Raw genomic sequence first — 21,754 nt, 5'->3', positions numbered from 1 at the left:
TTCAATAACATGACTTTTTTCATACAAAAATTCAATTTTTAGCCATAATATTGATTTTTAACGCTTTAACATTATTAAGACTGATTAAAAATTAACATTGAGTTAATAATAGTTAAATTTTATTTTGCGAATTTTGCAGAAAATTAAATCTAATTATTACTAACGATTATGAAATTAATCAACAAATCGATACTAACTGCGGTTATTACATTATCTACAGCTAGTGTTTATTACGCTCAACAAGTTCAGGATACAGCGAAAGCTAAGTCTAAAGATATTGAAGAGGTAATCCTTAAAGGTGTTACAGATATCGCTAAAGATAGAAAAACACCGGTAGCAGTTTCTACAATCAAAGCAGCTCAGATCCTTGAAAGACAAGGTAACCAAGAGCTTGTAGAAATGTTAAATACAACACCATCTGTATATGCTACAAAAGGTGGTGGTGGTTTTGGAGATTCACAGCTTACAATGCGAGGGTTTGAATCCAGAAACATTGCAGTAATGGTAAACGGTATGCCAGTTAACGATATGGAAAGTGGTACCGTATATATGTCTAACTGGACGGGGTTATCTGACGTTACCAGCACTATGCAGGTACAAAGAGGTCTTGGATCTTCTAAATTAGCAATTGCTTCTGTAGGAGGAACAATGAACTTCATTACCCGTTCTGCTGATATGAAACAAGGTGGAGCAGTTAGATTAGGTATTGGTAATAACGATTTCTTAAAAACATCTTTTGCTTACAATACCGGAAAATCTGAAAATGGTTGGGCTGCATCATTCTTGATGGCCAGACAAGCAGGAGGAACCTATGTACAAAATACAGATTACGAATCATATACTTATTTCTTTGCTTTAGGTTACCAGCCAAGCGCGAAGCATAACTTACAGTTTATGATAACTTCTTCCCCACAGTGGCACGATCAGAGATCTTGGGCTCCAACTATTGGGAACTATATCAAATACAACCCGGATAATGATGGTACACCATACAGACAATACAACTCTGATTATGGATATTATACATCAGCAGATGGAAGAAGAACAAACATAGCCAATGCTATGAACTATTATTCTAAGCCTGTAATGATGTTGAACTGGGATTGGACGATCAGTGATAAATCAACTTTAAGTACCGTTGCTTACATGTCAAACGGACGTGGTGGTGGAGCAAGAAACCTAGGTAGAGTTGGAAACAAGTCTATTACAGATCCAAGTTTCATTGATGCAGAAGGACACTACAATTATAATACAATTTTTGCAGCCAATGCAGCTGTAACTCCAACTATAGGTGTATCAGGAAACACTTTAGTACGTAGCTCAAGTGTAAACTCTCACAACTGGTACGGAATTTTGATGAACTTCCAACACAAAATTAACGATAACTGGAACTTCTCTATCGGTACTGATGACAGATACTACTACGGATATCACTACCAAGTACTTTCTGATCTTTATGGAGCTTCTGGTTATTCAGATAACACAAATAAAAATTTAGCTACAAATAATATTGTTCGTAATACTTACGATTATCAAAAACTAAACTGGAATCCTTTCGGTGGATCTAATGCACCAATGGAAGACAGAGTAGCATTCAGTAATGATGGTGAAGTATTGTGGTACAGTGGTTTTGGGCAAGTAGAATATTCTACTGAAAAACTAACAGTATATGCACAAGGTTCCGTTTCAAACCAAGGGTATCAGAGAATTGATGACTTTACAAAACCAGGAACTATTCAACAAGGTCAGGCTGTAGAAAGAAAAACCGGATTCAAAAACCTTTTTGGTTATAACATTAAGGGGGGAGCTAACTACAACATCGATGCTAGTAACAACGTTTTCGCTAATATCGGTTATTATAGCAAACAACCTTTGATGAGCGCAGTATATCCAAGTAACCAACAGGTTGTAAACCCTAACTTAACTAATGAGAAAATCTTCTCTGTTGAATTAGGTTATGGATTCAAAACAGCTAACTTTAATGCAAAAGTTAACTTATATAGAACTGAGTGGAAAGACAGATGGTTCAGAAGAGGAGGTGTAGACTTTGGAAATGGTATCAGAGGATATTCTGAAATCAGTGGAATTACTCAACTTCACCAAGGAGTTGAAGCTGAAGCTACTTATAGAGTAAACAGATTCTTAGAACTTCAAGGTATGTTCTCTTGGGGAGATTACAAATACAAAGGAAATGCAACAGGATCAAACTTCCAGGATGATAACACTCCTATCCTAACAGACGGATCTAACACTTCTACTCTTTATTTAGATAAAGTAAATGTAGGAGGAACCAATAACAGTGTTCCACAGACCACATCTTCATTAGGATTTACAGTAACTCCGGTTACAGATCTTAGAATCTATGGTAACTGGCAATATGTAGGAAGAATTTATTCAGCAATGAATATGAATGACTTCATTAAACCAGGAAACGAAGCTTTAAAATTACCTGACTTTAATTTATTCAACATAGGTGCATCTTATAAGATTAAATTGAAAAATCCAAGCCAATATTTTACTCTTGGTGTAAACGTATACAACTTGTTTGATACTACTTATATTCAAGATGGTGCTACAAACATCAAAACTAAAGAGCTTGGTGACTTTACTACCACTACAACTGGTGGAGTTACAACAACTGCTCAACAGAAATATGATGCTTACCAGGCTACATTGTACAAAGGACTTGATCCTTCAAACAGAGTATTCTTCGGATTCGGGAGAACTTGGTCTACTACATTATCATTCAACTTCTAATAATATCACAATATTAGATTTTATAAATATCAATCCCGGCTTTGAGCCGGGATTTTTGTTATCTTTGTGTACAAAAAAATAGGATTATGGATTTTTACAACATTTTACTTAATGCCCATAAAGGTTTCGGGTATCTTGAAATTCTTTTGGTAACATTATTTGTCATTGCACTTTTAGCTACCATGTTCGGTTTCAGTGGAAAAGTGAACAAATTTTTGAAGAAAACAACTCTTTTCACAATGATTTTCTTCCACGTTCAGTTTTTATTAGGGATCATTATGCTGATCACCACTTTCAGCAAAGGTTTAAACATGGGAGAAGTAATGAAAAATGCAGCATTAAGATTCCAATATGTTGAACATCCATTCTCTATGCTTATTGCTGCAGTTTTGATGACCATTGTCAACAAAAAAGTAAAATCCAATGATACTATTTCTTTAGGAGTAGTAATTATGGGACTGATTGCAGTAGGTTTATTTGCATTTGCATTCCCTTGGACAAGAGTCTTCGGGGCTTAAAACAGACAAAGAAATTATATGCGTTATAATTTATAAATAGTTTAATCTTAAATTTTTAATTAAATCAATGAAAGTAGCTGTAGTAGGTTCAACAGGAATGGTTGGACAAGTTATGCTTAAAGTTTTGGAGGAGAGAAACTTCCCTGTAACAGAATTAATCCCGGTAGCATCCGAAAGATCTGTAGGCAAGAAGGTGAAGTATAAACAGAAGGAATTTACCATCGTAAGCATGAAGGACGCTATAGCTGCCAAACCGGATATTGCAATCTTCTCTGCAGGTGGTTCTACTTCTCTTGAATTTGCTCCTTTATTTGCAGAAGCAGGAACAACAGTAATTGACAATTCTTCTGCATGGAGAATGGATCCTGACAAAAAATTAGTTGTTCCGGAAATCAATGCTGATGTCCTAACAAAAGAAGATAAAATCATTGCAAATCCGAATTGTTCTACCATTCAGTTGGTCATGGTTCTTGGACCTTTGAACAAAAAATATGATTTAAAAAGAGTAATTGTTTCTACCTATCAGTCTGTAACAGGTACAGGTAAAGCTGCTGTAGACCAGTTAAACGGTGAAATCAGCGGAGATGATTCTACTGAAAAAGTGTATCCTTATCAGATTTTCAAAAATGCATTACCACACTGTGATGTGTTTGCAGAAGATGACTACACCAAAGAAGAGATCAAACTGATGAAGGAACCTAAGAAGATTTTAGGAGACGATACCTTTAACTTAACAGCAACTGCTGTAAGAGTTCCGGTTCAGGGAGGACATTCTGAAAGTGTAAATATTGAATTCGAAAATGAATTTGAACTGGATGAAGTAAGAAAAATCTTAGCTGAAACTCCGGGAGTCATTGTAATGGATGATGTAAAAAACAACCACTACCCGATGCCTCTGTATTCAGAAGGAAAAGATGAGGTCTTTGTGGGAAGAATCAGAAGAGACCTTTCGCAGCCCAAAACACTCAACCTCTGGATCGTTGCAGACAATCTGAGGAAAGGAGCAGCAACAAACGCTGTACAAATTGCAGAATACCTTGTAGCAAACAACTTAGTATAAACTAACAAAATAAAAAGAGTCTCAGAATTGAGATTCTTTTTTTTATCAAACACAGTATGAATACCCAGAAAAATACCCATAAAGAGAAAATAGGATTCCAGAAGCTTATTGCCACATTTGGAATCATCCTTTTTGTCGGAAAAATTATTGCATGGAAGCTTACCAATTCTGATGCTGTATTTTCTGATGCTATGGAAAGTATCGTTAATGTCATCAGTGCATTCATGGGACTTTATTCTCTTCATCTTGCGGCCAAACCTAAAGATGATGACCATCCGTATGGCCATGGGAAAGTAGAATTCGTGACTTCCGGAATTGAAGGAGCTTTGATTGCCATAGCCGGTGTTATGATTATCTACGAAGGAATTCACAGTCTTATTGTAGGAAAAACACTGAGTAAAATTGATCTTGGGATATGGATTATTGCTGCCACTGCAGTTATTAATTATTTGCTGGGATATATTTCTATTAAAAAAGGAGAAAGAGAAAACTCTCTTGTTCTTATTTCATCCGGTAAACATCTTCAGTCGGATACCATTACAACCCTTGGCGTGGTTGCCAGTTTAATTATTGTTTACTTCACCAAAATTTATTGGCTGGATTCAGTAGTAGCATTAAGCTTTGGGCTTTATATCATATTTGTAGGCTATAAAATCGTTCGAAAATCTCTGAGCGGCATTATGGACGAGCAGGATCCTGAAATACTAAATCAGGTGATTAAAATCCTTGAAGAAAACAGACAAATAGAATGGATTGATGTACACAATATGAAAATTCAACAATTCGGATCTTCCCTGCATATTGATGCCCATATTACCCTTCCATGGTATTATGATCTGCGTGATGCCCACGGAGAAATGGAAAAGGTAATCATCCTTCTTGCTAAAAATATTAAACGTACTATTGAGTTCAATTTTCATATGGATGACTGTAAACCAATTTCATGTTCAATCTGCCAGATCAAAGAATGTCCTGTTCGCGAAAAAAGCTTTATCAAACGGGTAGAATGGACCCCGGAAAATGTTACAAGTGTAGATAAACATACCATCTCTGAAGATGAGTAAGGAAATTCAGTTTTGGTTTTATCAATTTGATTTAAGAGCCATCTGTTTTCGATAATAGAACATCGGAACAATCAAAAGGATAATCAAAGGCTGAATTACGAATCTTCTCATATAAAAAGAAAAAAGATATCCTATTTCAAATTTGCTGTGAATACAGTACAGGTAAATCGGGAATGTAATGGCAAAAACGACAATCATCATTACAGCTCCCTGCAAAGTCCATTCTTTATTTTTAAATAAACCATAAATAATCAGGCAGGAAAAAAGAAGATTTAAAATAAATCTGAACACATATCCTGTAATCAGTTTTCCCCACTCAAAGACAGGGAACTCAATATGTTTATTGGCTTCGTGAAAGTAATCTAAAAAAGGGTCATAAAAAAGAGTTCCTTCTAGAGCTCTTACCCCAATCAATCCGCATACACCTGCGAGAACCACAAACCAGCTAAGAATTTTCATGTTTTAAGGCAAAAAATTTAATCCAGATCAGCCAAAGGACAACCACACTTCCATAAATAATGGCAGGAAAAATAAAATCGTGAAACATCTTTCCGTATTCTTTATGATCTGACATCACAATATTCAATCCTACAATTCTTAAAAGATTGATAACGTACAATAATACTAATCCTGCTCCCACAAAAACAAAAGTTTTCGTTCCTTTATAAAAAGCAAAAACAAAAGACACAAATAAAATGATAACAGAAATCGCATTACAGCCCTCTACCATTCTCGTCACATAATTCTGTTTAACATAAAACCAAACCTGTTCGTTCTTTACATCGTCATAAAGTTCTGTGGGGTAACCTATCGCATTCTGAAGAGACGTTACCTGATTGGCAATCATCCTTGAAAAAGAATCCAATCCGGAGTCTTTCCCACTATTCAGATAGAACTGATAGGCAAAAAGCAGCACCAGATAAATAATAATAAAACGCAATAAAATACCCAAAACAGGTTTAAAGTCTTTCAGCATAATACAAAGATAAAAATTAGCTTGTAATATCCTGAATTTGAATGAAGAAAGTTAAAAACAAGAGTTCAAACCGTATAATTGCTAGGCTTACACTGAAAATTTTTCACAAAAACAATCAATAAAACCAAAATTCTACATCTCCCTAATAATAACTCTTTGATCTTCATCCATCACTTCTTAAATCTATCATTTCCAACTCATGTTAATTTAGTATATTTGTTTTCATATTATGACTTCTGATAACGCAAAACGATTTTTTGAAAACCATATAGGTAAAAAATCTTCTGAATTCGTCACATTAGCTCAAAGCGGCTCTGCGAGGGTCAATTTTCTGGCCACTACAGGCATTGAAAAATACATCATCACGTACAATGAAAATCTTCCGGAAAATGAAAGTTTTCTTTACTATTCCGAAGTATTCTCCGGGTTGAATCTCAATACCCCTTCTATCATTGCTGTTTCTGATGACAGAAAAATGTACATTCAGGAGTTTTTAGGGCAGCAGACACTTTCCGAGGTGATTACAAAAGAACAATTATCTCCTACTGTAAAATCTTTGGTTAAGCAGACCTTAGAAAAGCTTTTCCAACTGCAGATACAGACCCAGGGAAAAATTGATTTTTCAAAAACCTTTGAATATGAAAGTTATGATGAACTTCCCGTGATTCATGATCTTTATTACTTCAAAAATTTTGTCGCCGATTTTCTGGAACTTGAATACAATAAATCTACTCTTCTGAAAGAGTTTAAAAAAATTGTTGTACTTATTGAAAATCTTGAACCTAAAGGAATTATGATCCGAGATTTTCAGGCAAGAAATATTATGGTGAATGAAAAAAATGAAGTCTCTTTCATCGATTACCAATCGGCAATGAAAGGTCCGTTAATGTATGATGTCATCTCTTTTCTTTTTCAGGCTAAAGCCAATTTCCCGGAAGATTTCAAACAGGAAATGCTGGAATATTATATTCAACAGTTTGAAAATCCTGAAACAAGAATGCAGTTGAAAAATGCAGTGATGCCTATTCAGATGATGAGATTTCTGCAAGTATTAGGAGCCTATGTATTCCGAGGATTGATTCAGAGAAAGCAACATTTCATGGCCAGCCTTGAAAAAGGGATACAGAATATTACCCAATTTGCAGACTCATGGGAACAGATGAATAATTATCCGGAATTGCAAAAAGTAATTCAGCAACTGACATCAGAGAAAGCAAAGCAAAAAATTGAAGAAATAATAAATAAATAAGTCTTCGGCTCCGCTCAGACTGACAGAGTGAAAATATTTGAGCAAAGCACAAAGCGACTTCAACATAACTAAATAAGCCTTAATGGTTTAAAAATAAAAAATATGCTAAACATCGAGATACACAGTTTTTCATACAAAAAAGGAGGAATTCCTAAAGACAATTCAGGAAATGGCGGAGGTTTCGCTTTTGACTGCCGTGGAATATTAAATCCAGGAAGAATTGAAGAATATAAAATCCAGACCGGAAATGACATCGGAGTTCAGGAATATCTGGAAACAAAAACAGAAATGCCTAAGTTCCTGGAATTGGTAAAATCTCTTGTTTCTATCAATATCGACGATTATCTTGCAAGAGGTTTTGAACATCTTCAAATCAACTTCGGATGTACAGGCGGACAGCACAGATCGGTATATTCTGCTATAAAAATCGCTGAATTTATCAAAGAAAAATATCCTGAAGGAACTCAAGTAACCCTTCATCATGATGAACAACCGCAACTGAACATTAGTAATCAGTAATGAGCAATAAGTAATTTTCTAATTACACATATATTACTCATTATCAATCACACATTACTTATAAAATTATGAAAGCTTTAATTTTCGCAGCTGGAAAAGGTACCAGACTTAAGCCGTTTACAGATCATCATCCAAAAGCACTCGCCAAGGTAAATGAAATTCCGCTTCTGGAAAGAAATATTAATTACCTGAAAAGTTTCGGAATAAAGGATTTTGTTATCAACATTCATCATTTTGGAGAACAGATTGTTGATTTTCTGAATAAAAACAATAATTTCGGGTGCAAGATTGAAATCTCTGATGAAACCAATGAGCTTCTGGAAACTGGTGGCGGCTTGATATTTGCAAGAAAATTCCTAGATCACGGAGAAGATTTTTTAATCATGAACGCTGATATTCTAACCGATCTGAACATCAATGCATTGGTAGAATACCACAAAAAGATAAAAGATTTTGCTACTTTAGCGGTTTCGGACAGAGAAAGTTCGAGAAAACTCCTTTTCAATGATGATATGGTTTTGAGAGGCTGGCTGAATGTACAGACTGGTGAACAAAGATTAGCAGAATTCAATAAAGGCTTTAGAGCTCTTGCATTCAGCGGAATTCATTGTATCAATCCTGTTATCTTCGAAAAAATAAAAAGAACAGGCAAATTCTCTGTTATGGAAGAATATCTGGATCTGATGCAGACCGAGCATATACATGGTTTTGTACACGACAGTATTCTTATTGATGTCGGAAGACCATCATCTATAATAGAAGCCGAAAAACATTTTAAATAAATTTTTGCAATGGAAATTGATGGAACCAGGGATGAAAGTTTAGTAAATCCAGAACTTGACATTAACGAAACAAAACTGCATAACAGTTTCAGACAGAAAACCTGGGACGAAACAATCACCAAAGACAGCTGGATGGTCTTCAAGGTCATGGCTGAATTTGTAGACGGCTATGAAAAACTGGCTAAAATTGGCCCATGCGTTTCTATATTTGGCTCTGCCCGACTGAAGCCGGAGAACAAGTATTATGAAATGGCGGTAGATATTGCTGAAAAGATCACCAAACTAGGTTTCGGAATTATTACCGGAGGCGGTCCAGGGATTATGGAAGCAGGAAATAAAGGAGCTTTTAATGCCAAAGGGAAATCTATAGGACTTAATATTGATCTTCCTTTTGAACAGCATTTTAATCCTTATATCAACAAATCCTATTCTATGAACTTTGATTACTTTTTCGTGAGAAAAGTAATGTTTGTAAAATACTCTCAAGGATTCGTAGTAATGCCTGGAGGATTCGGAACACTGGATGAGCTGACTGAAGCGATGACCTTGATTCAGACCAACAAAATTGGAAAATTCCCAATTGTTTTGGTAGGAAGTGAATTCTGGGGTGGATTACTGGATTGGTTTAAAGCAACTCTGTTAAAAGAAGGAATGATTGCGGAAGATGATCTTGATCTTTATCGGGTGGTAGATACTGCTGATGAGGCTGTAGCACATATTAAAGCCTTTTATGATAAATATTCTGTAAATGTAAATTTCTAATTGGCATATTATTTGTGACTTATAACGAACAAGTATGATTGTAAATCTATTAATTAAGATGAAAAAACTTTTATATATATCAGGAATTTTAACATTTTTTGTGTTAATGAGTTTTATGTATGTAGACTTTTTCTCTTCAATGACCAAAGTTGACTATATTGATGGAAGCAAGACATTGAAGTTTACCACAAAAATGAATACAAGCCATATCTCTGATGCGATTAAAATCAACCCCAATACGGCAGGATTTGAAGCAGAGGTAAAAAAATATGTGAACAATAATTTTGATGTTTTTGTCAATGGAGCTCCTAAAACGATTACCTTCACAGGAAGTCAGGTCAGTGGAGAAACTGTATGGGTATATTTTGAAACCGGAGGCGTTTCGGATATCAATACCTTAAAGATTAAAAATACGATCCTTTTAAGCGCTTTTCCTAAGCAGATCAACCTGGTGAACATTGCCTACAAAGGCAGCCAGAAAACAATGAACTTCCAAAGAGGAAAAGAAGTGAACGAGGTTTCTTTTTAAACGAAAATTAGATTTAACCATTATAAATGGGTACCCTGGAAAGTCAGACTTTTCAGGGTATTTTTTTTGACCCCATAAAAAATCACTTTGAAGAGATTAATTAAGTACAAATACTTAATCTGAAATTTCAGCATTTCCACTCTAATATTTTCATTTTCAGCAATGTACATTTGTATTGTAATTACAACCATCAAGGTGAAGCCGGAATCACATAAATAACGGGGCGAAATCTGAAAAGCCACATGAGTAAGAAAACACCAAACTAAAAACGAAATATCATGGACGATGTACAACAAAAATCATCCAGTCAGGAAATAGATGTCCTGATTGTAATAGACACGGATTATGTAAGAGCTACTTATCCAAACCCAAGTAAAGACCCTAATAATCCTACAGGAATTGATCATAACAGCCAGCATATGATTGTTTCCAATGCCAACGCAATTTCCGGACAAGGTTCTGCTGATCTGAATTTCAGCGCAAGAGCCGGAGATACAGTTTCCTTCAGAGGAACTTCCATCTATCAGAATTCTGACGATGCTGTTATCATCTACAATATTAAGTACTGGTCCGGAGATCAGGTTTTTAACAGCTTTATCTACAATTCTGTTGAAAGAAGACAAGCTGCAGTACCTAATTTGAATTCTCAAAATGGTCTTCCTGCCGCTGCTGCTGATATTACTTTTGCCAGTATCGACTCTAAAGTGAAAGCTACAGGAAAAGAGAACTTCTATGTACAGTTTGGACTTTATATTTTAGATCCGAATGACAGTAACAAACAGATTCTGTTTGGCTACTTTTACTGGGATCCAACAATTACAGTTAAATAAAAGGAAATAAAAAAACCACTGCTGATGCAGTGGTTTTTGTTTTATAAAATGTATTAGAATATATTGTATCCTAATGTATTACTCAATTTTGATGTTATCAATCTGAACATCATAGATTCCACCATTTCCAGTTTTGATCGCAAACATATCTTTTCCGGCTGTAGTGTTAATATCCGTAATACCTGTAAGAGTAAGCTCAACTAATCTCCACTGTCCGTTTGTATTGATAGATCCTGTGTAAGAGTTAGCACTTTCTACTCCTAAAGTAGCCCCTGTAGAGAATGTACCTAAGTTAAACACATAGAAACCTCCACCTGCTTTGTATACGTTGAAAGAAAGAGTTTTTCCTGTTGCAGTACCTTTGATATACATTGTAATTCTTTTTGGTACAGCTGGGATTCCTGTAGTAGCCACAGAGGTAAATACATAATCGTTAGCTGTAGGAGTTCCTTTGATCTGAAGTGAATTTGTACCATTATATCCCAGACCAACACCTTGTGTAGCGTAAGGCTTGAGACCGAAAGTATTTACACTTGATAAGAAAGTTGTCCAGTTTTCAAAATCTGATCCTGCGAAAAGGTTTACAGCAGAAGCAGAAGGAGCATCTGGTTCACCTGGATTGAATCTGTCATTAGGGAAGTTTATATCATCTAGATTTCTGATATACGCCTGATCTGTGAAAATTGTTGCATTACTTGAACTGGTAAAACGGCTCAGAAGAAGAACGATTTCGCCACTTTTTGCATATTTAGGAGAAATCGGAGATTTCGCAAAAGTTGCATAATTGCTGAAACGAAGATCTAATCTACCAGCTTTTTTATCAGTAATATAACGGTCCCCTGTTCCTGATTCATCAGCAAAAGTTTTTGTCAATTCAGGCTCTTCGAACTGAACATTTTTAATTTTTACAAGCTGATTGATGTGAGCTCCATTTTTAAGAGCATCAGCGATAGAATTAAACTCTAATGGCTTTATTGCAGTTACTACAGCCTTTTGTCCGTCACAAACTCTTGCAATATAATTTGAAACTTTATTAGGGTTGATTCTACCGATAGGATAGTTAGGATCAAAAGAACCTACTTTAATGTTTCCGTTAATACCTTGAACAATCAATCCTTTCAGGTTAATTCTTACTAAAGATCCGGTAGGATAATCAAGATACTGATTTCCACCATCGATGTCAATTTCAATCCCTTGTGTCGGGTTTTCTGGCTTATCCTGAAGGAACATCATTTTATAGATATTTCCTGATTCATCACTTGAAGAAACATAGGCTTCAACGATGTAATCTTCTTTAATGATATCCGCTTCCGTTGGTTTTGCTTTTGCAATAGTAGCAAGATCAGTTAACGGGTGATTAGCTGCTGCAAATTTGTTAGTACATTTAATTTCCGGTAATTCATAATCATCAGTTTTTACACAAGACGAGAATGACAGCATTGAAATAGCACTAAAGATCGCTGCTTTAAAATATATATTTTTCATTGTTTTCGATTTTTAATTTTAGTTTTTTAGAATCTGAATTGAAGGTTAACAAAATAAGATCTGCCCTGATTATACCAATACTTTGGTGCGAAAACCATGTTTCCGCTGTCATAATCATTCGCATAATCAATATAGTTAACGTTTCTGGTCTGCTCAAATCCTCCTGTAATATAGTTTCTGTTATTAAGGATGTTATTGACAGATCCGGATACCAATACATAATATTTACCAATCATCCAGGACTTCCCTGCATTGATATTGAAGAAGAATGCTGAAGGAAGCTTTGTAGGCGTAAGAACTCTTGCAAGTTCTTCATCAGTTACCTGGTCATAAGGTACTCCTGGTGTACCAGGATTGGTATAGAACCTGTCTGTTCTGGTTACCGGAGACGGATCTAAGAATGAATGTCCAAAATAGTTCCAGGTTGCTCCTACCCACCAGTAGTTTTTAGGGCTGCTATAACGAAGGCCTAATGTATATGCCTCCTGAGGAGTTCCACCTTGTCTGTAATTTTTAAGAGTAGCCTCACCCATGTTGGTATAAGATCTTGATACGATATTTCCGTTTCCGTCAAGCTCTCTGAAAGTTCCAACGGCATCAGATGCAAAATAAACAGTAGGATTATTAGTATAAGTATATTGTCCTAAGCTTAGTAACCCACTGGCAGTTAAGCTAGGCGTTACTTTCACCTGTGCACCAAGCTCAATTCCCATATTTCTCTTATTGGCTCCTGCCAATACCTGTGTAATGAAAGCTCCATCCTGAACCGGAGCCTGATCACCGCTCTCAGTAAGGTTGGTCAGTTTAACACCCTGTGCGAAATATCTTTGTACGCTTGTTTCATTTTGAGTATTAACAAGATAACCTGTCAATCTAAGTTTAACAATCGGAGTAGAGATTACATAGCTCAGGTCATTAGCATCAACAACAACATTCTTGATCCCAGGAGTTGTAACACCACTTACTCTTGTATTAAAGTAAATATCATTTAAGAAAGGAGATTGTGAAAAGTAAGCTCCATTATAAACAAGGAAGTTTCTACCATTGATTTTATAGGTAACCTGACCTTTAACTCCTGCATTCCAGAAGTTTTGGTCTGATCCTTTTCCATAAGAAGACTCATACAGATAGTGTTGGAACAATCCTTCTCTGCTGTTCGTAGTATAACCAAACAATCCGGAAATAAAAACATCAAATTTACCTGTGGAGAATTTGAAAGCTGGGTTTATTTTGAATTCCTGTCTTCTGAAGATATAGCTGTACCCGATTTTATCACCTTCTCTTTTGGCAACATCAGTGTCACTTTCTCTTGTATTAAATTTACCCCAAACACTTCCTGCTGTGGTATTGGATGCAAAAGGATCCATATTCAGGGCAAAATCAGCACCTAAAAGATCGTTTACTTCTCTGTACTGTTCAGATCTGTAGTTCTGATAAGATAAGTTTAAGATAAAACGGGAAGTATCAGTGAAGTTATAAGTATAGTGAGTAGATACATTCCATACTTTATCATCTTTTACATCATCTACAAGATAATAAGCTGCTCTTCTTCCGCCAAGTAAAGCATTGTACTCTACGTTTCTGTTGGCATTATAAAGGTTATCCCAGTTGATCTGTGTGTGTGACTGGTCATCATTCGTCCACCAGTCTCTTGTAATTCCGATGTTGGCAGCCTGCTCCGGAGACGGATCTTTATAATTTAACCAATAACTTGGTAGATTACGGTAATAAGTTGGAGACGGGTTATTCGCTCTGTACCAATCCAATCTTGAACTGTACTCTTTCCCAAACTGGTAAGAAACAGACGTCCATAGCTGAGAGTTTTTATTGATTTTCCAGAAATCCTGCAATTGAATCATCGGCTGGAAACCTCTTTTCACTCTTTCATTTCTTTTATCACCGTTTTGCCATCCCCAGTAAGAGTTGTAATGAACACCTCTGAAGTCATAAACTTCCTGAGTACTTGGACTTGAAGAGCTTCTTGCATATTTAGAACCTATGGCATTCAAAGTCATAGTATGGCTGTCACTGAATTTCTTCTCAATACCTATATATCCGCTGTATGCATCATAAGCGGTACCATCCTGAATCCCTTCCTGTGCCCATCTCCTTGCGATCATTCCTGTAAATGCCCATCCGTTCTTATTCATTCCGGATGAAAATCTGTAGGATAATCTGTTGGTATAATTTCTGTTTGTCAGAGAGTACGTCAGCTGACTTCCTTTTCTGTACTCGCTGGCTTTTGTATTTTTATAAAAAACTCCGGTGGTTCCTCCGAAAGCATATTCTGAAGGGGCATGGTTAGCTGCAATTTCCGGGTAACGGGTAATTTCGTTCAATCCTCCCCAGGTACTGAAGTCTACATCTCCATTATCTGCAGCGGCCATAGAAACCCCGTTGATCATATTCTCACCTGTTCTGCTATCAATTCCTCTTGGACGGAACCAATAGGGTCCTAAATCAAAACTTGCAATTCTGCTGAAAACATCCTGAGAAGACTGTAATAATCCCACCGTTGCTGTTTGCTGTGCACCACCGCCATCACTTTCTCCAGAATCTTCTATGATAGCTAACCCTTGATCTGCACCATTTAATGCAGAATAAAGAGTAATTACTCCAAGATCTTTTCTTTTCTCATCACTGGTTACATCAAATTCAAAAATTTTAGTTTCAAAATTGGGTTTTGTAACCATAATCTGATAATGTCCAGGCATCAAATCTTTAAATTGGAAATATCCGATTTTGTCTGCCTTTGCATCATTTCCTGCTCCTTTTAAATCTACACTTGCCTGCTCCACAGGTTTACCGTCCGCATCCTTAAGATACGCAAACACAGTTGTCTGCGCATAATAATATGAAGCAGGCAGCAAAGTAAATAAAGAGATCAATGATAATTTTTTAATCATGAGTATATTTATTTTTTAATACTTTTATTGTTAATTTTCAACAGTTTAAAAGTTGGGGGCACAAATTTAATCAAATTTTGCAATTCAGAACTTTTTTAACGTTATTTTTCCTTAACATTGCAATCTTTTAAGAATCATTATAAAAGAGAGGCTCGAATTACTGCTTTTAAATTTACAAATATTTAAAACGCAGCGAGTTAAAAAAAAGTAAATTTGTAATTAATAGTATAATAAAACTCCAAAGAGATGAAGAGATTTTCGAGTCTGTTTGCCCTGTTTATTTCGATCGTGGCATTCTCCCAACAACAAGGAAAACTGAGAAAAGTAGCTACCGTAGGTTTTTTAAATGTAGAAAACCTTTGGGATACTATTCGCTCAGCAGATTATATAGACGGCACCAAGGACATTAAAAACCCTGCTTTCCACAGAAGTATTCCTATGGATTCTATCCAGTTTCTGGAAGCAGAAAAATACGACGGACCTTGGAGTGACGGTGCTTTGAAAGGGAAAAAAGCAGTAAGAATACAAAGTGGTTCTGAAGAATTCACTCCTAAAAGTGCTAAAAACTACGGAACTAAAATTTATAAGGCAAAACTGGCTAACGAAGCTAAGGTGATTTCTGAAATGGGAGCACAATATACCAAAACAGCTCCGGCAGTGGTAGGTTTAATTGAGGTTGAAAACAGACAGGTCATTCAGGATCTTGTGAACGAACCTGCTTTAAAGAAATATGACTACGGAATTATTCATTACAACTCTTACGACTACAGAGGAATTGATGTGGCATTGATTTATCAGAAAAGAAGGTTTACCCCAACCAATTCATTAAAAAAAGAACTGGTAATTTACGGTGACAACGGAAAAAGAGAATACACAAGAGACATCCTTGTAGTAACAGGATTTTTAGATAATGAAAAAGTAGCGTTTTTTATGAACCACTGGCCTTCAAGAAGGGGTGGTGAAGCAATTTCTCTACCTAAAAGAAATGCTGCTGCTGCCTTATTAAAACAACAGATGGACAGCATAAGAGCTGCAGATCCTACTACTAAACTTTTTGCTATGGGTGACTTTAACGACGATCCTGTAAGCCCAAGTTTAAAAAACCACCTGAAAGCTCAGGCAAACCCTAAAGATTTAAGTGAAGAAAACCCTTATCTTAACCTCATGTATCCTTTATATAAGAAAGGGGTTGCCTCTTTGGCTTATCAGGATGCTCCCAACCTGTTTGACCAGATTATCGTTTCTAAAAACGTAATTTCAGATCAGGTAACTAAAGAATATTCTGTGTACAAAGCAGAAATTTTCGCTCCAGCTTATCTTGTCAATAAAGAAGGAAATTACAAAGGATATCCTTTCAGATCCTGGAATGGGGACCAATTTACTGGAGGCTACAGTGACCACTTTCCGGCATTTGTAGTTCTTCAGAAAGAACCATAAAAAAGTTAGGCACTCTTATTGGAGTGCTTTTTTATATAAATACCTATATCATGAAAAATATTATTTTATTAGTAATGATTGCATTGGTCCCTTTCAGTTGTTTTTCTCAGGAAACACCAAAGAAAGATAAAGAGCAACATGAAATGAAGCCTTCTAAAAATGAAGACGGAGAATGGGAACTTACCGTTATTGATACCCAGTTCGACTATTTTCTGAGCGCTGTCGCCAAACCTATCAGCCAGTATACAGAATCTTATCTGAAGACAAAAAATACATTTTTGGTCAATGAGTGGAACAGCTATTATCATTCCGGGAGATACAGAAATATCATAGAATCCGGGATAGATTATGATCCTCAGGAAAAGTACGGGATCAAGTTTGAATATAAATTATACCAGGTTTTCGCTTATGTAAACTGGAAATACAAGCTAAGATTGAATGGATTATCCGGAAGCGATGCGGCAAGGTAGATGTTAAACAATCTTCAATAAAAAAGGTTCAGAGTAATTCTGAACCTTTTCATTTTTATAATAGCTGAAAATTATTTATTGAATAATTCTTCTACTTTATCCCAGTTTACTACATCGAAGAATGCAGAAACATAGTCAGGTCTTCTGTTTTGGTAGTTTAAATAATAAGCGTGCTCCCAAACATCTAATCCTAAAACCGGAGTTCCTTTAACATCTGCTACAGGCATTAATGGGTTATCCTGATTAGGTGTAGAAGAAACAGATACTGAGCCGTCAGCATTTTTTACTAACCAAGCCCATCCTGAACCGAATCTTGTTTTAGCAGCATCAGAAAAATCAGTTTTGAATTTATCAAGACCTCCGTAATTTTCGATAGCAGCCTTTACATTTCCTACAGGCTCTTTGCTTCCTCCAGGAGTTAAAATTTCCCAGAATAGAGAGTGGTTGAAGTGACCTCCTCCATTATTTCTTACTGCTGGCTTGTCTGTTCCTGTCTGGCAGATTTCTTCAATAGTTTTTCCTGCTAGTTCAGTTCCTTCAATTGCTTTATTTAAATTGTCAATATATGCCTGGTGGTGTTTTGTATGGTGGATTTCCATAGTTCTTGCATCGATCGTTGGCTCTAATGCATCGTATGCATATCCTAGTTTTGGTAATTCAAATGACATAATCTTTATTTTTAATGTTATATTTCAAAATTAGCCAATATTTAAGGGATTATCAAGGATTGTGGATTACTTTAATAAATCTTTAACATTGATATATTGATTTAGAATGAATTAAGTTTTAATTTTTTTATCATATTAATAAAAAGCACGAACCCAATGATCCGTGCTTTCTATTTAACAATATTAAATTAAATTTATTTATTCATAGACATCAGGAATTCCTCATTATTCAGAGTCCCTTTGATGTTTTTATTAACAAATTCCATAGCTTCTACAGGATTCATTTCAGAAAGATATTTTCTGAAGATCCACATTCTCTGAGAAGTTACTTCATCCAGAAGCAGGTCATCTCTACGGGTACTGGAAGAAATAAGGTCAATAGCAGGATAAATTCTTCTGTTGGCAATTTTTCTGTCCAGTTGAAGTTCCATGTTACCTGTACCTTTGAATTCTTCAAAGATAACTTCATCCATTTTAGACCCTGTATCAATTAATGCTGTAGCAATGATTGTCAGAGATCCTCCTCCTTCAATTTTTCTTGCCGCTCCGAAGAATCTTTTTGGCTTGTGAAGAGCATTGGCATCTACCCCACCGGAAAGTACTTTACCAGATGCAGGTGTTACGGTGTTGTAAGCTCTTGCTAATCTTGTAATAGAATCCAGTAAGATCACTACATCATGTCCGCATTCTACCATTCTTTGTGCTTTTGCAAGAACAAGGTTGGCTACTTTCACATGTTTTTCTGCTGCTTCATCAAATGTAGAGGCAATTACTTCTGCATTTACGCTTCTTTCCATATCAGTAACCTCTTCCGGACGTTCATCAATCAAAAGAACCATCATGTATACTTCCGGGTGGTTGGCTGCAATAGAATTAGCAATATCTTTCAACAACATCGTCTTACCTGTTTTAGGCTGTGCAACGATCATTGCTCTCTGACCTTTTCCGATAGGTGCAAATAAATCTACAATTCTGGTAGAAATGGTAGAATTGCTTCCTGCCAAATTGAATTTTTCTTCCGGGAAAAGCGGAGTAAGATATTCAAAAGCAACACGGTCTTTGATGAATGCAAGATCACGTCCGTTTACTTCGGTTGGTTTTAGCAATGAAAAGTATTTTTCTCCTTCTTTCGGAAGCCTTACAATTCCTTTCACCGTGTCTCCGGTTTTCAATCCATAATTCCTGATCTGTGCTGTAGATACATACACATCATCCGGAGAAGAGATATAGCTGAAATCTGAGGAACGTAAAAATCCGTAGTTATCCGGTAAGATTTCCAACACCCCTTCAATGCTTACCAATCCATCGAAATTGAATTCTTTTTTATGGTCGTTCTGCTCCTCTGCCTTTTCAGAATGTCTGTTTTGATTCTGATTTTGGTTTTGGTGCTGATGCTGATGTTGTTGGTTTTGGTTTTTATGTTGGTTTCCACTGTTCTGTGGATGGTTGTGTCCTTTTTGGGGTCTGTTAGCCTGTGGTTGTTGAGGATTGTTAGGCTTTTCTTCAGCCTGAACAGGCTCTTGAGGTTCTGTGTTTTTTGGAGTTTCTGTTCTTTCCTGAGATACTTCTGCATTCCCTGCATTGGTAGAAACTCTTTTTCTTTTCTTTTTTGCCTGAGCAGTTGCTGCTGATTCTTCTGTTACTGTTGCTACAGCGGTATCAGCTTTTGGTTCTTCCGGTTTTATTTCTTCAGAAGCAGCGACCTTTTCTTCTACTATTTCCTCTGTTTTAGTTTCTACCGGAGCTTTTGCTGGTGCTTTTGGCTTGGCTGCTGTTTTTTTCGGGGCAGCTTTTTTTGCCGGGGCTTTGGCAGGTTTTTCTGCTGGAGCCTCTTCAGTATTTACACTGGCGGTTTCTGTGGCGTTGAAATAATCTTTTGCAACTTTAGGGTTAGAAGCCTGAAAGTCAAGAATAGCAAAGATCTTGTCATTTTCATTGCTGGTTCTTGCAACTTTAACGCCCAAATCTTTTAAGATTTTAGTCAGTTCCGTTACGGATTTTGACCTTAACGTTTCTATGTTAAACATATTTAATGTAAAAATGTAATTAATTGTGAGTAAGAAAAGTAAGTCCGGTGACTTTTGTTTTCAAGTACATTGTATAATGCAAATCTACACTTATTTTTGAATTGTGCAAAATTTATATTATTTTTGCCAAGAATTTAATATTCAATGCTACAGAGAATACAAACAATATGGACTTTATTAGCAGTTTTAGCTGCTGTTTTCCTTTTCATAACAGGACAGGATGTTGTCATTTCTGACAGTATTCCTTTACTTAATATAAGCTGTATAGTACTTGTTATTATCGGAGCATTAAGTATTTTTAGTTTCAAAAACAGAAAAAGACAAATTTTGCTGAATACCATCAGCATCATTATAAACGTTTTGTTGATTGGTGTATTGGCGTACTGGTTACTAAACTTATCCGGAGGAATTCAGATTCCTGAGAAGGGTATTGAGCCGATTTTCCCATTGATTGCGGTAATCTGTCTGCTTATAGCAAACATTTACATCCGTAAAGATGAGAGGCTCGTAAAATCTGTAGACAGACTTCGATAGCCTTACAACGATTTTTTGAGTGAGAACAGCTTCTTTTTAGGAGCTGTTTTTTTTATTTGTCAGCCATTCTTAATTTAAAATATGTAAATTCATTGCAACTTTTTGATTAAAAGCACGACAGATCATATAATTTTAACAAAAGACAATGAAAAAGCTAACGTATCTTACTTTATCACTATTCTCCATATTTACTTTTGGACAGGAAGTTTCCAAGGAAAGAGTAAAAACAGTTCTTTCCACTCTCGCTTCAGATGAAATGAAAGGCCGTGAAATCGGAACTCAGGAAAATGAAAATGCTGCCAACTATATTGCAAAGCTTTTCAAAGAAAATAACCTGGAATACTGTACCGGAAAATCTTATCTGGTTCCTTTTGATTATAATGGAAAAACGGTATATAATGTCTGTGGAATCAAAAAGGGAAAAACGGATCAATATCTTGGATTCTCAGGGCATTTTGACCATATCGGAACCAGTGATAAAAGCGGAGACAATATTTATAACGGAGCAGATGATGATGCCAGCGGAATTACTACTCTGGTAGGTATTGCCGATTATTTCAAAAACAAAAAACCGGAATTCTCTATGGTGTTCATGGCATTCAATGGGGAAGAAAAAGGCATGCTGGGTTCAAGAGCGATTTCAACGGATAAAAATCTCGATCCTATTTATAATAAGATGACTGCTCTTTTCAATTTTGAAATGGTGGCTACAGAATCTCAATGGGGAAAAAACGCATTATATATGACGGGAGACGGATTCTCGGATCTTGATGAGCTTTTCAATCAAAATGCAGTAAACGGATTAAAAATCAATCCCGATCCATATGCAAAACAGCAGCTATTCTACCGTTCAGACAATGTAAGCTTTGTCAAAAAGAAAATCATTGCCCATTCATTTTCTACTGTTGATATGACCAAAGCGTCTCATTATCACCATGAAAATGATGACATCAACGTTGTAGATTTTGATAATATGACGCAGATCATCAATAATTTGGGAAAAACACTGGACAAACTGAGTCCTAAAAATTTTGCTCCTAAATACAATGATCAGGTGAAATTTTAAGTGAAATAATGTAAAAACTGCTGTTTCAGCAGTTTTTTTTATTAAATACCAATACCTTATGATCTCCTGTTCTTAAGCCCTATTCAGGTTTATTTATTCAAAAAAATAATGCTTA

General features: G+C 35.9%; 20 protein-coding genes. 14 read left to right on the top strand and 6 right to left on the bottom strand.

The window, feature by feature from the left end; genetic code table 11:
* The first annotated feature begins 168 nt into the window (after window positions 1–168).
* The 4 genes from BUE84_RS00805 (at window position 169) to BUE84_RS00790 (ending at window position 5,399) form a co-directional block, all read left to right on the top strand.
* Window positions 169–2,757, top strand: coding sequence for a TonB-dependent receptor (locus BUE84_RS00805; RefSeq protein ID WP_079240118.1), 2,589 nt, complete (start codon window positions 169–171; stop codon window positions 2,755–2,757).
* An 86-nt stretch (window positions 2,758–2,843) separates the two neighbouring features.
* A complete protein-coding gene (locus tag BUE84_RS00800) occupies window positions 2,844–3,275 on the top strand; it encodes a hypothetical protein (protein ID WP_034691532.1) in 432 nt (143 codons plus the stop codon).
* Window positions 3,276–3,342: 67 nt separating this feature from the next.
* Entirely contained in the window at window positions 3,343–4,335 is a 993-nt protein-coding gene (locus tag BUE84_RS00795) for an aspartate-semialdehyde dehydrogenase (RefSeq protein WP_079240117.1), read from the top strand.
* A gap of 56 nt (window positions 4,336–4,391) precedes the next feature.
* Window positions 4,392–5,399, top strand: coding sequence for a cation diffusion facilitator family transporter (locus BUE84_RS00790; protein ID WP_079240116.1), 1,008 nt, complete (start codon window positions 4,392–4,394; stop codon window positions 5,397–5,399).
* Between the two features lie 21 nt (window positions 5,400–5,420).
* Here BUE84_RS00790 and BUE84_RS00785 read toward each other — a convergent pair whose 3' ends face one another.
* Together BUE84_RS00785 and xrtF are read right to left on the bottom strand one after the other, a co-directional pair.
* On the bottom strand, window positions 5,421–5,858 hold the full coding sequence (locus BUE84_RS00785) for an exosortase F system-associated membrane protein (protein ID WP_079240115.1): 438 nt from the start codon (window positions 5,856–5,858) through the stop codon (window positions 5,421–5,423).
* Window positions 5,845–6,375 (bottom strand): exosortase family protein XrtF, encoded by a 531-nt coding sequence (gene xrtF / locus BUE84_RS00780; protein WP_079240114.1) that lies wholly within the window; start codon window positions 6,373–6,375, stop codon window positions 5,845–5,847. Before xrtF ends, BUE84_RS00785 begins: the two co-directional genes overlap by 14 nt.
* Window positions 6,376–6,604: 229 nt before the next feature.
* Between xrtF and BUE84_RS00775 the strand changes: the two genes are divergently transcribed.
* The 6 genes from BUE84_RS00775 to BUE84_RS00750 all read left to right on the top strand — a co-directional run bounded on the left by BUE84_RS00775 (window position 6,605) and on the right by BUE84_RS00750 (window position 11,046).
* Complete coding sequence (locus BUE84_RS00775) at window positions 6,605–7,624, top strand: aminoglycoside phosphotransferase family protein (protein ID WP_079240113.1); 1,020 nt, start codon at window positions 6,605–6,607, stop codon at window positions 7,622–7,624.
* A gap of 102 nt (window positions 7,625–7,726) precedes the next feature.
* Window positions 7,727–8,143, top strand: a complete 417-nt coding sequence (locus tag BUE84_RS00770; protein ID WP_079240112.1) for an RNase adapter RapZ — start codon at window positions 7,727–7,729, stop codon at window positions 8,141–8,143.
* A gap of 68 nt (window positions 8,144–8,211) precedes the next feature.
* Window positions 8,212–8,925, top strand: coding sequence for an NDP-sugar synthase (locus tag BUE84_RS00765; RefSeq protein ID WP_079240111.1), 714 nt, complete (start codon window positions 8,212–8,214; stop codon window positions 8,923–8,925).
* Between the two features lie 9 nt (window positions 8,926–8,934).
* Complete coding sequence (locus BUE84_RS00760; protein WP_051934163.1) at window positions 8,935–9,687, top strand: TIGR00730 family Rossman fold protein; 753 nt, start codon at window positions 8,935–8,937, stop codon at window positions 9,685–9,687.
* A gap of 58 nt (window positions 9,688–9,745) precedes the next feature.
* Complete coding sequence (locus BUE84_RS00755) at window positions 9,746–10,216, top strand: DUF6702 family protein (RefSeq protein WP_228377469.1); 471 nt, start codon at window positions 9,746–9,748, stop codon at window positions 10,214–10,216.
* A gap of 278 nt (window positions 10,217–10,494) precedes the next feature.
* Window positions 10,495–11,046, top strand: a complete 552-nt coding sequence (locus BUE84_RS00750) for an inclusion body family protein (RefSeq protein WP_079240110.1) — start codon at window positions 10,495–10,497, stop codon at window positions 11,044–11,046.
* A 78-nt stretch (window positions 11,047–11,124) separates the two neighbouring features.
* Here BUE84_RS00750 and BUE84_RS00745 read toward each other — a convergent pair whose 3' ends face one another.
* Together BUE84_RS00745 and BUE84_RS00740 are read right to left on the bottom strand one after the other, a co-directional pair.
* A complete protein-coding gene (locus BUE84_RS00745) occupies window positions 11,125–12,531 on the bottom strand; it encodes a DUF5689 domain-containing protein (RefSeq protein ID WP_079240109.1) in 1,407 nt (468 codons plus the stop codon).
* A gap of 26 nt (window positions 12,532–12,557) precedes the next feature.
* Window positions 12,558–15,437 (bottom strand): carboxypeptidase-like regulatory domain-containing protein, encoded by a 2,880-nt coding sequence (locus BUE84_RS00740; protein WP_079240108.1) that lies wholly within the window; start codon window positions 15,435–15,437, stop codon window positions 12,558–12,560.
* A 246-nt stretch (window positions 15,438–15,683) separates the two neighbouring features.
* On the opposite strand from BUE84_RS00740, the gene BUE84_RS00735 reads away from it, so the two are divergent.
* Both BUE84_RS00735 and BUE84_RS00730 read left to right on the top strand, forming a co-directional pair.
* Window positions 15,684–16,874 (top strand): endonuclease, encoded by a 1,191-nt coding sequence (locus BUE84_RS00735; RefSeq protein WP_079240107.1) that lies wholly within the window; start codon window positions 15,684–15,686, stop codon window positions 16,872–16,874.
* 50 nt (window positions 16,875–16,924) lie between these two features.
* Window positions 16,925–17,344 (top strand): DUF6146 family protein, encoded by a 420-nt coding sequence (locus BUE84_RS00730; protein ID WP_079240106.1) that lies wholly within the window; start codon window positions 16,925–16,927, stop codon window positions 17,342–17,344.
* A gap of 71 nt (window positions 17,345–17,415) precedes the next feature.
* Here the strand turns inward: BUE84_RS00730 and BUE84_RS00725 are convergent, their stop codons facing one another.
* Both BUE84_RS00725 and rho read right to left on the bottom strand, forming a co-directional pair.
* Window positions 17,416–18,012, bottom strand: coding sequence for a superoxide dismutase (locus BUE84_RS00725; protein WP_034691558.1), 597 nt, complete (start codon window positions 18,010–18,012; stop codon window positions 17,416–17,418).
* A gap of 194 nt (window positions 18,013–18,206) precedes the next feature.
* Window positions 18,207–20,039: a transcription termination factor Rho gene (gene rho, locus BUE84_RS00720; RefSeq protein WP_079240105.1), complete on the bottom strand. Its 1,833-nt coding sequence runs from the start codon at window positions 20,037–20,039 to the stop codon at window positions 18,207–18,209.
* 144 nt (window positions 20,040–20,183) lie between these two features.
* Here rho and BUE84_RS00715 point away from each other — a divergent pair, with 144 nt between their 5' ends.
* Both BUE84_RS00715 and BUE84_RS00710 read left to right on the top strand, forming a co-directional pair.
* Window positions 20,184–20,573 (top strand): DUF4293 family protein, encoded by a 390-nt coding sequence (locus BUE84_RS00715; protein ID WP_034691563.1) that lies wholly within the window; start codon window positions 20,184–20,186, stop codon window positions 20,571–20,573.
* Between the two features lie 145 nt (window positions 20,574–20,718).
* On the top strand, window positions 20,719–21,639 hold the full coding sequence (locus BUE84_RS00710) for a M28 family peptidase (protein WP_079240104.1): 921 nt from the start codon (window positions 20,719–20,721) through the stop codon (window positions 21,637–21,639).
* The last annotated feature ends 115 nt before the right edge of the window (window positions 21,640–21,754 follow it).

This window comes from Chryseobacterium indologenes, assembly GCF_002025665.1.
GTDB lineage: Bacteria > Bacteroidota > Bacteroidia > Flavobacteriales > Weeksellaceae > Chryseobacterium > Chryseobacterium metallicongregator.
Note: the sequence above shows the minus strand (reverse complement) of the source record. Positions and strands in the feature narration are given on the sequence as shown.

Coding starts and splice junctions, on each gene's coding strand:
- BUE84_RS00805 (WP_079240118.1), top strand. CDS start 169: ATGAAATTAATCAACAAATCGATACTAACTGCGGTTATTACATTATCT.
- BUE84_RS00800 (WP_034691532.1), top strand. CDS start 2,844: ATGGATTTTTACAACATTTTACTTAATGCCCATAAAGGTTTCGGGTAT.
- BUE84_RS00795 (WP_079240117.1), top strand. CDS start 3,343: ATGAAAGTAGCTGTAGTAGGTTCAACAGGAATGGTTGGACAAGTTATG.
- BUE84_RS00790 (WP_079240116.1), top strand. CDS start 4,392: ATGAATACCCAGAAAAATACCCATAAAGAGAAAATAGGATTCCAGAAG.
- BUE84_RS00785 (WP_079240115.1), bottom strand. CDS start 5,858: ATGAAAATTCTTAGCTGGTTTGTGGTTCTCGCAGGTGTATGCGGATTG.
- xrtF (WP_079240114.1), bottom strand. CDS start 6,375: ATGCTGAAAGACTTTAAACCTGTTTTGGGTATTTTATTGCGTTTTATT.
- BUE84_RS00775 (WP_079240113.1), top strand. CDS start 6,605: ATGACTTCTGATAACGCAAAACGATTTTTTGAAAACCATATAGGTAAA.
- BUE84_RS00770 (WP_079240112.1), top strand. CDS start 7,727: ATGCTAAACATCGAGATACACAGTTTTTCATACAAAAAAGGAGGAATT.
- BUE84_RS00765 (WP_079240111.1), top strand. CDS start 8,212: ATGAAAGCTTTAATTTTCGCAGCTGGAAAAGGTACCAGACTTAAGCCG.
- BUE84_RS00760 (WP_051934163.1), top strand. CDS start 8,935: ATGGAAATTGATGGAACCAGGGATGAAAGTTTAGTAAATCCAGAACTT.
- BUE84_RS00755 (WP_228377469.1), top strand. CDS start 9,746: ATGAAAAAACTTTTATATATATCAGGAATTTTAACATTTTTTGTGTTA.
- BUE84_RS00750 (WP_079240110.1), top strand. CDS start 10,495: ATGGACGATGTACAACAAAAATCATCCAGTCAGGAAATAGATGTCCTG.
- BUE84_RS00745 (WP_079240109.1), bottom strand. CDS start 12,531: ATGAAAAATATATATTTTAAAGCAGCGATCTTTAGTGCTATTTCAATG.
- BUE84_RS00740 (WP_079240108.1), bottom strand. CDS start 15,437: ATGATTAAAAAATTATCATTGATCTCTTTATTTACTTTGCTGCCTGCT.
- BUE84_RS00735 (WP_079240107.1), top strand. CDS start 15,684: ATGAAGAGATTTTCGAGTCTGTTTGCCCTGTTTATTTCGATCGTGGCA.
- BUE84_RS00730 (WP_079240106.1), top strand. CDS start 16,925: ATGAAAAATATTATTTTATTAGTAATGATTGCATTGGTCCCTTTCAGT.
- BUE84_RS00725 (WP_034691558.1), bottom strand. CDS start 18,012: ATGTCATTTGAATTACCAAAACTAGGATATGCATACGATGCATTAGAG.
- rho (WP_079240105.1), bottom strand. CDS start 20,039: ATGTTTAACATAGAAACGTTAAGGTCAAAATCCGTAACGGAACTGACT.
- BUE84_RS00715 (WP_034691563.1), top strand. CDS start 20,184: ATGCTACAGAGAATACAAACAATATGGACTTTATTAGCAGTTTTAGCT.
- BUE84_RS00710 (WP_079240104.1), top strand. CDS start 20,719: ATGAAAAAGCTAACGTATCTTACTTTATCACTATTCTCCATATTTACT.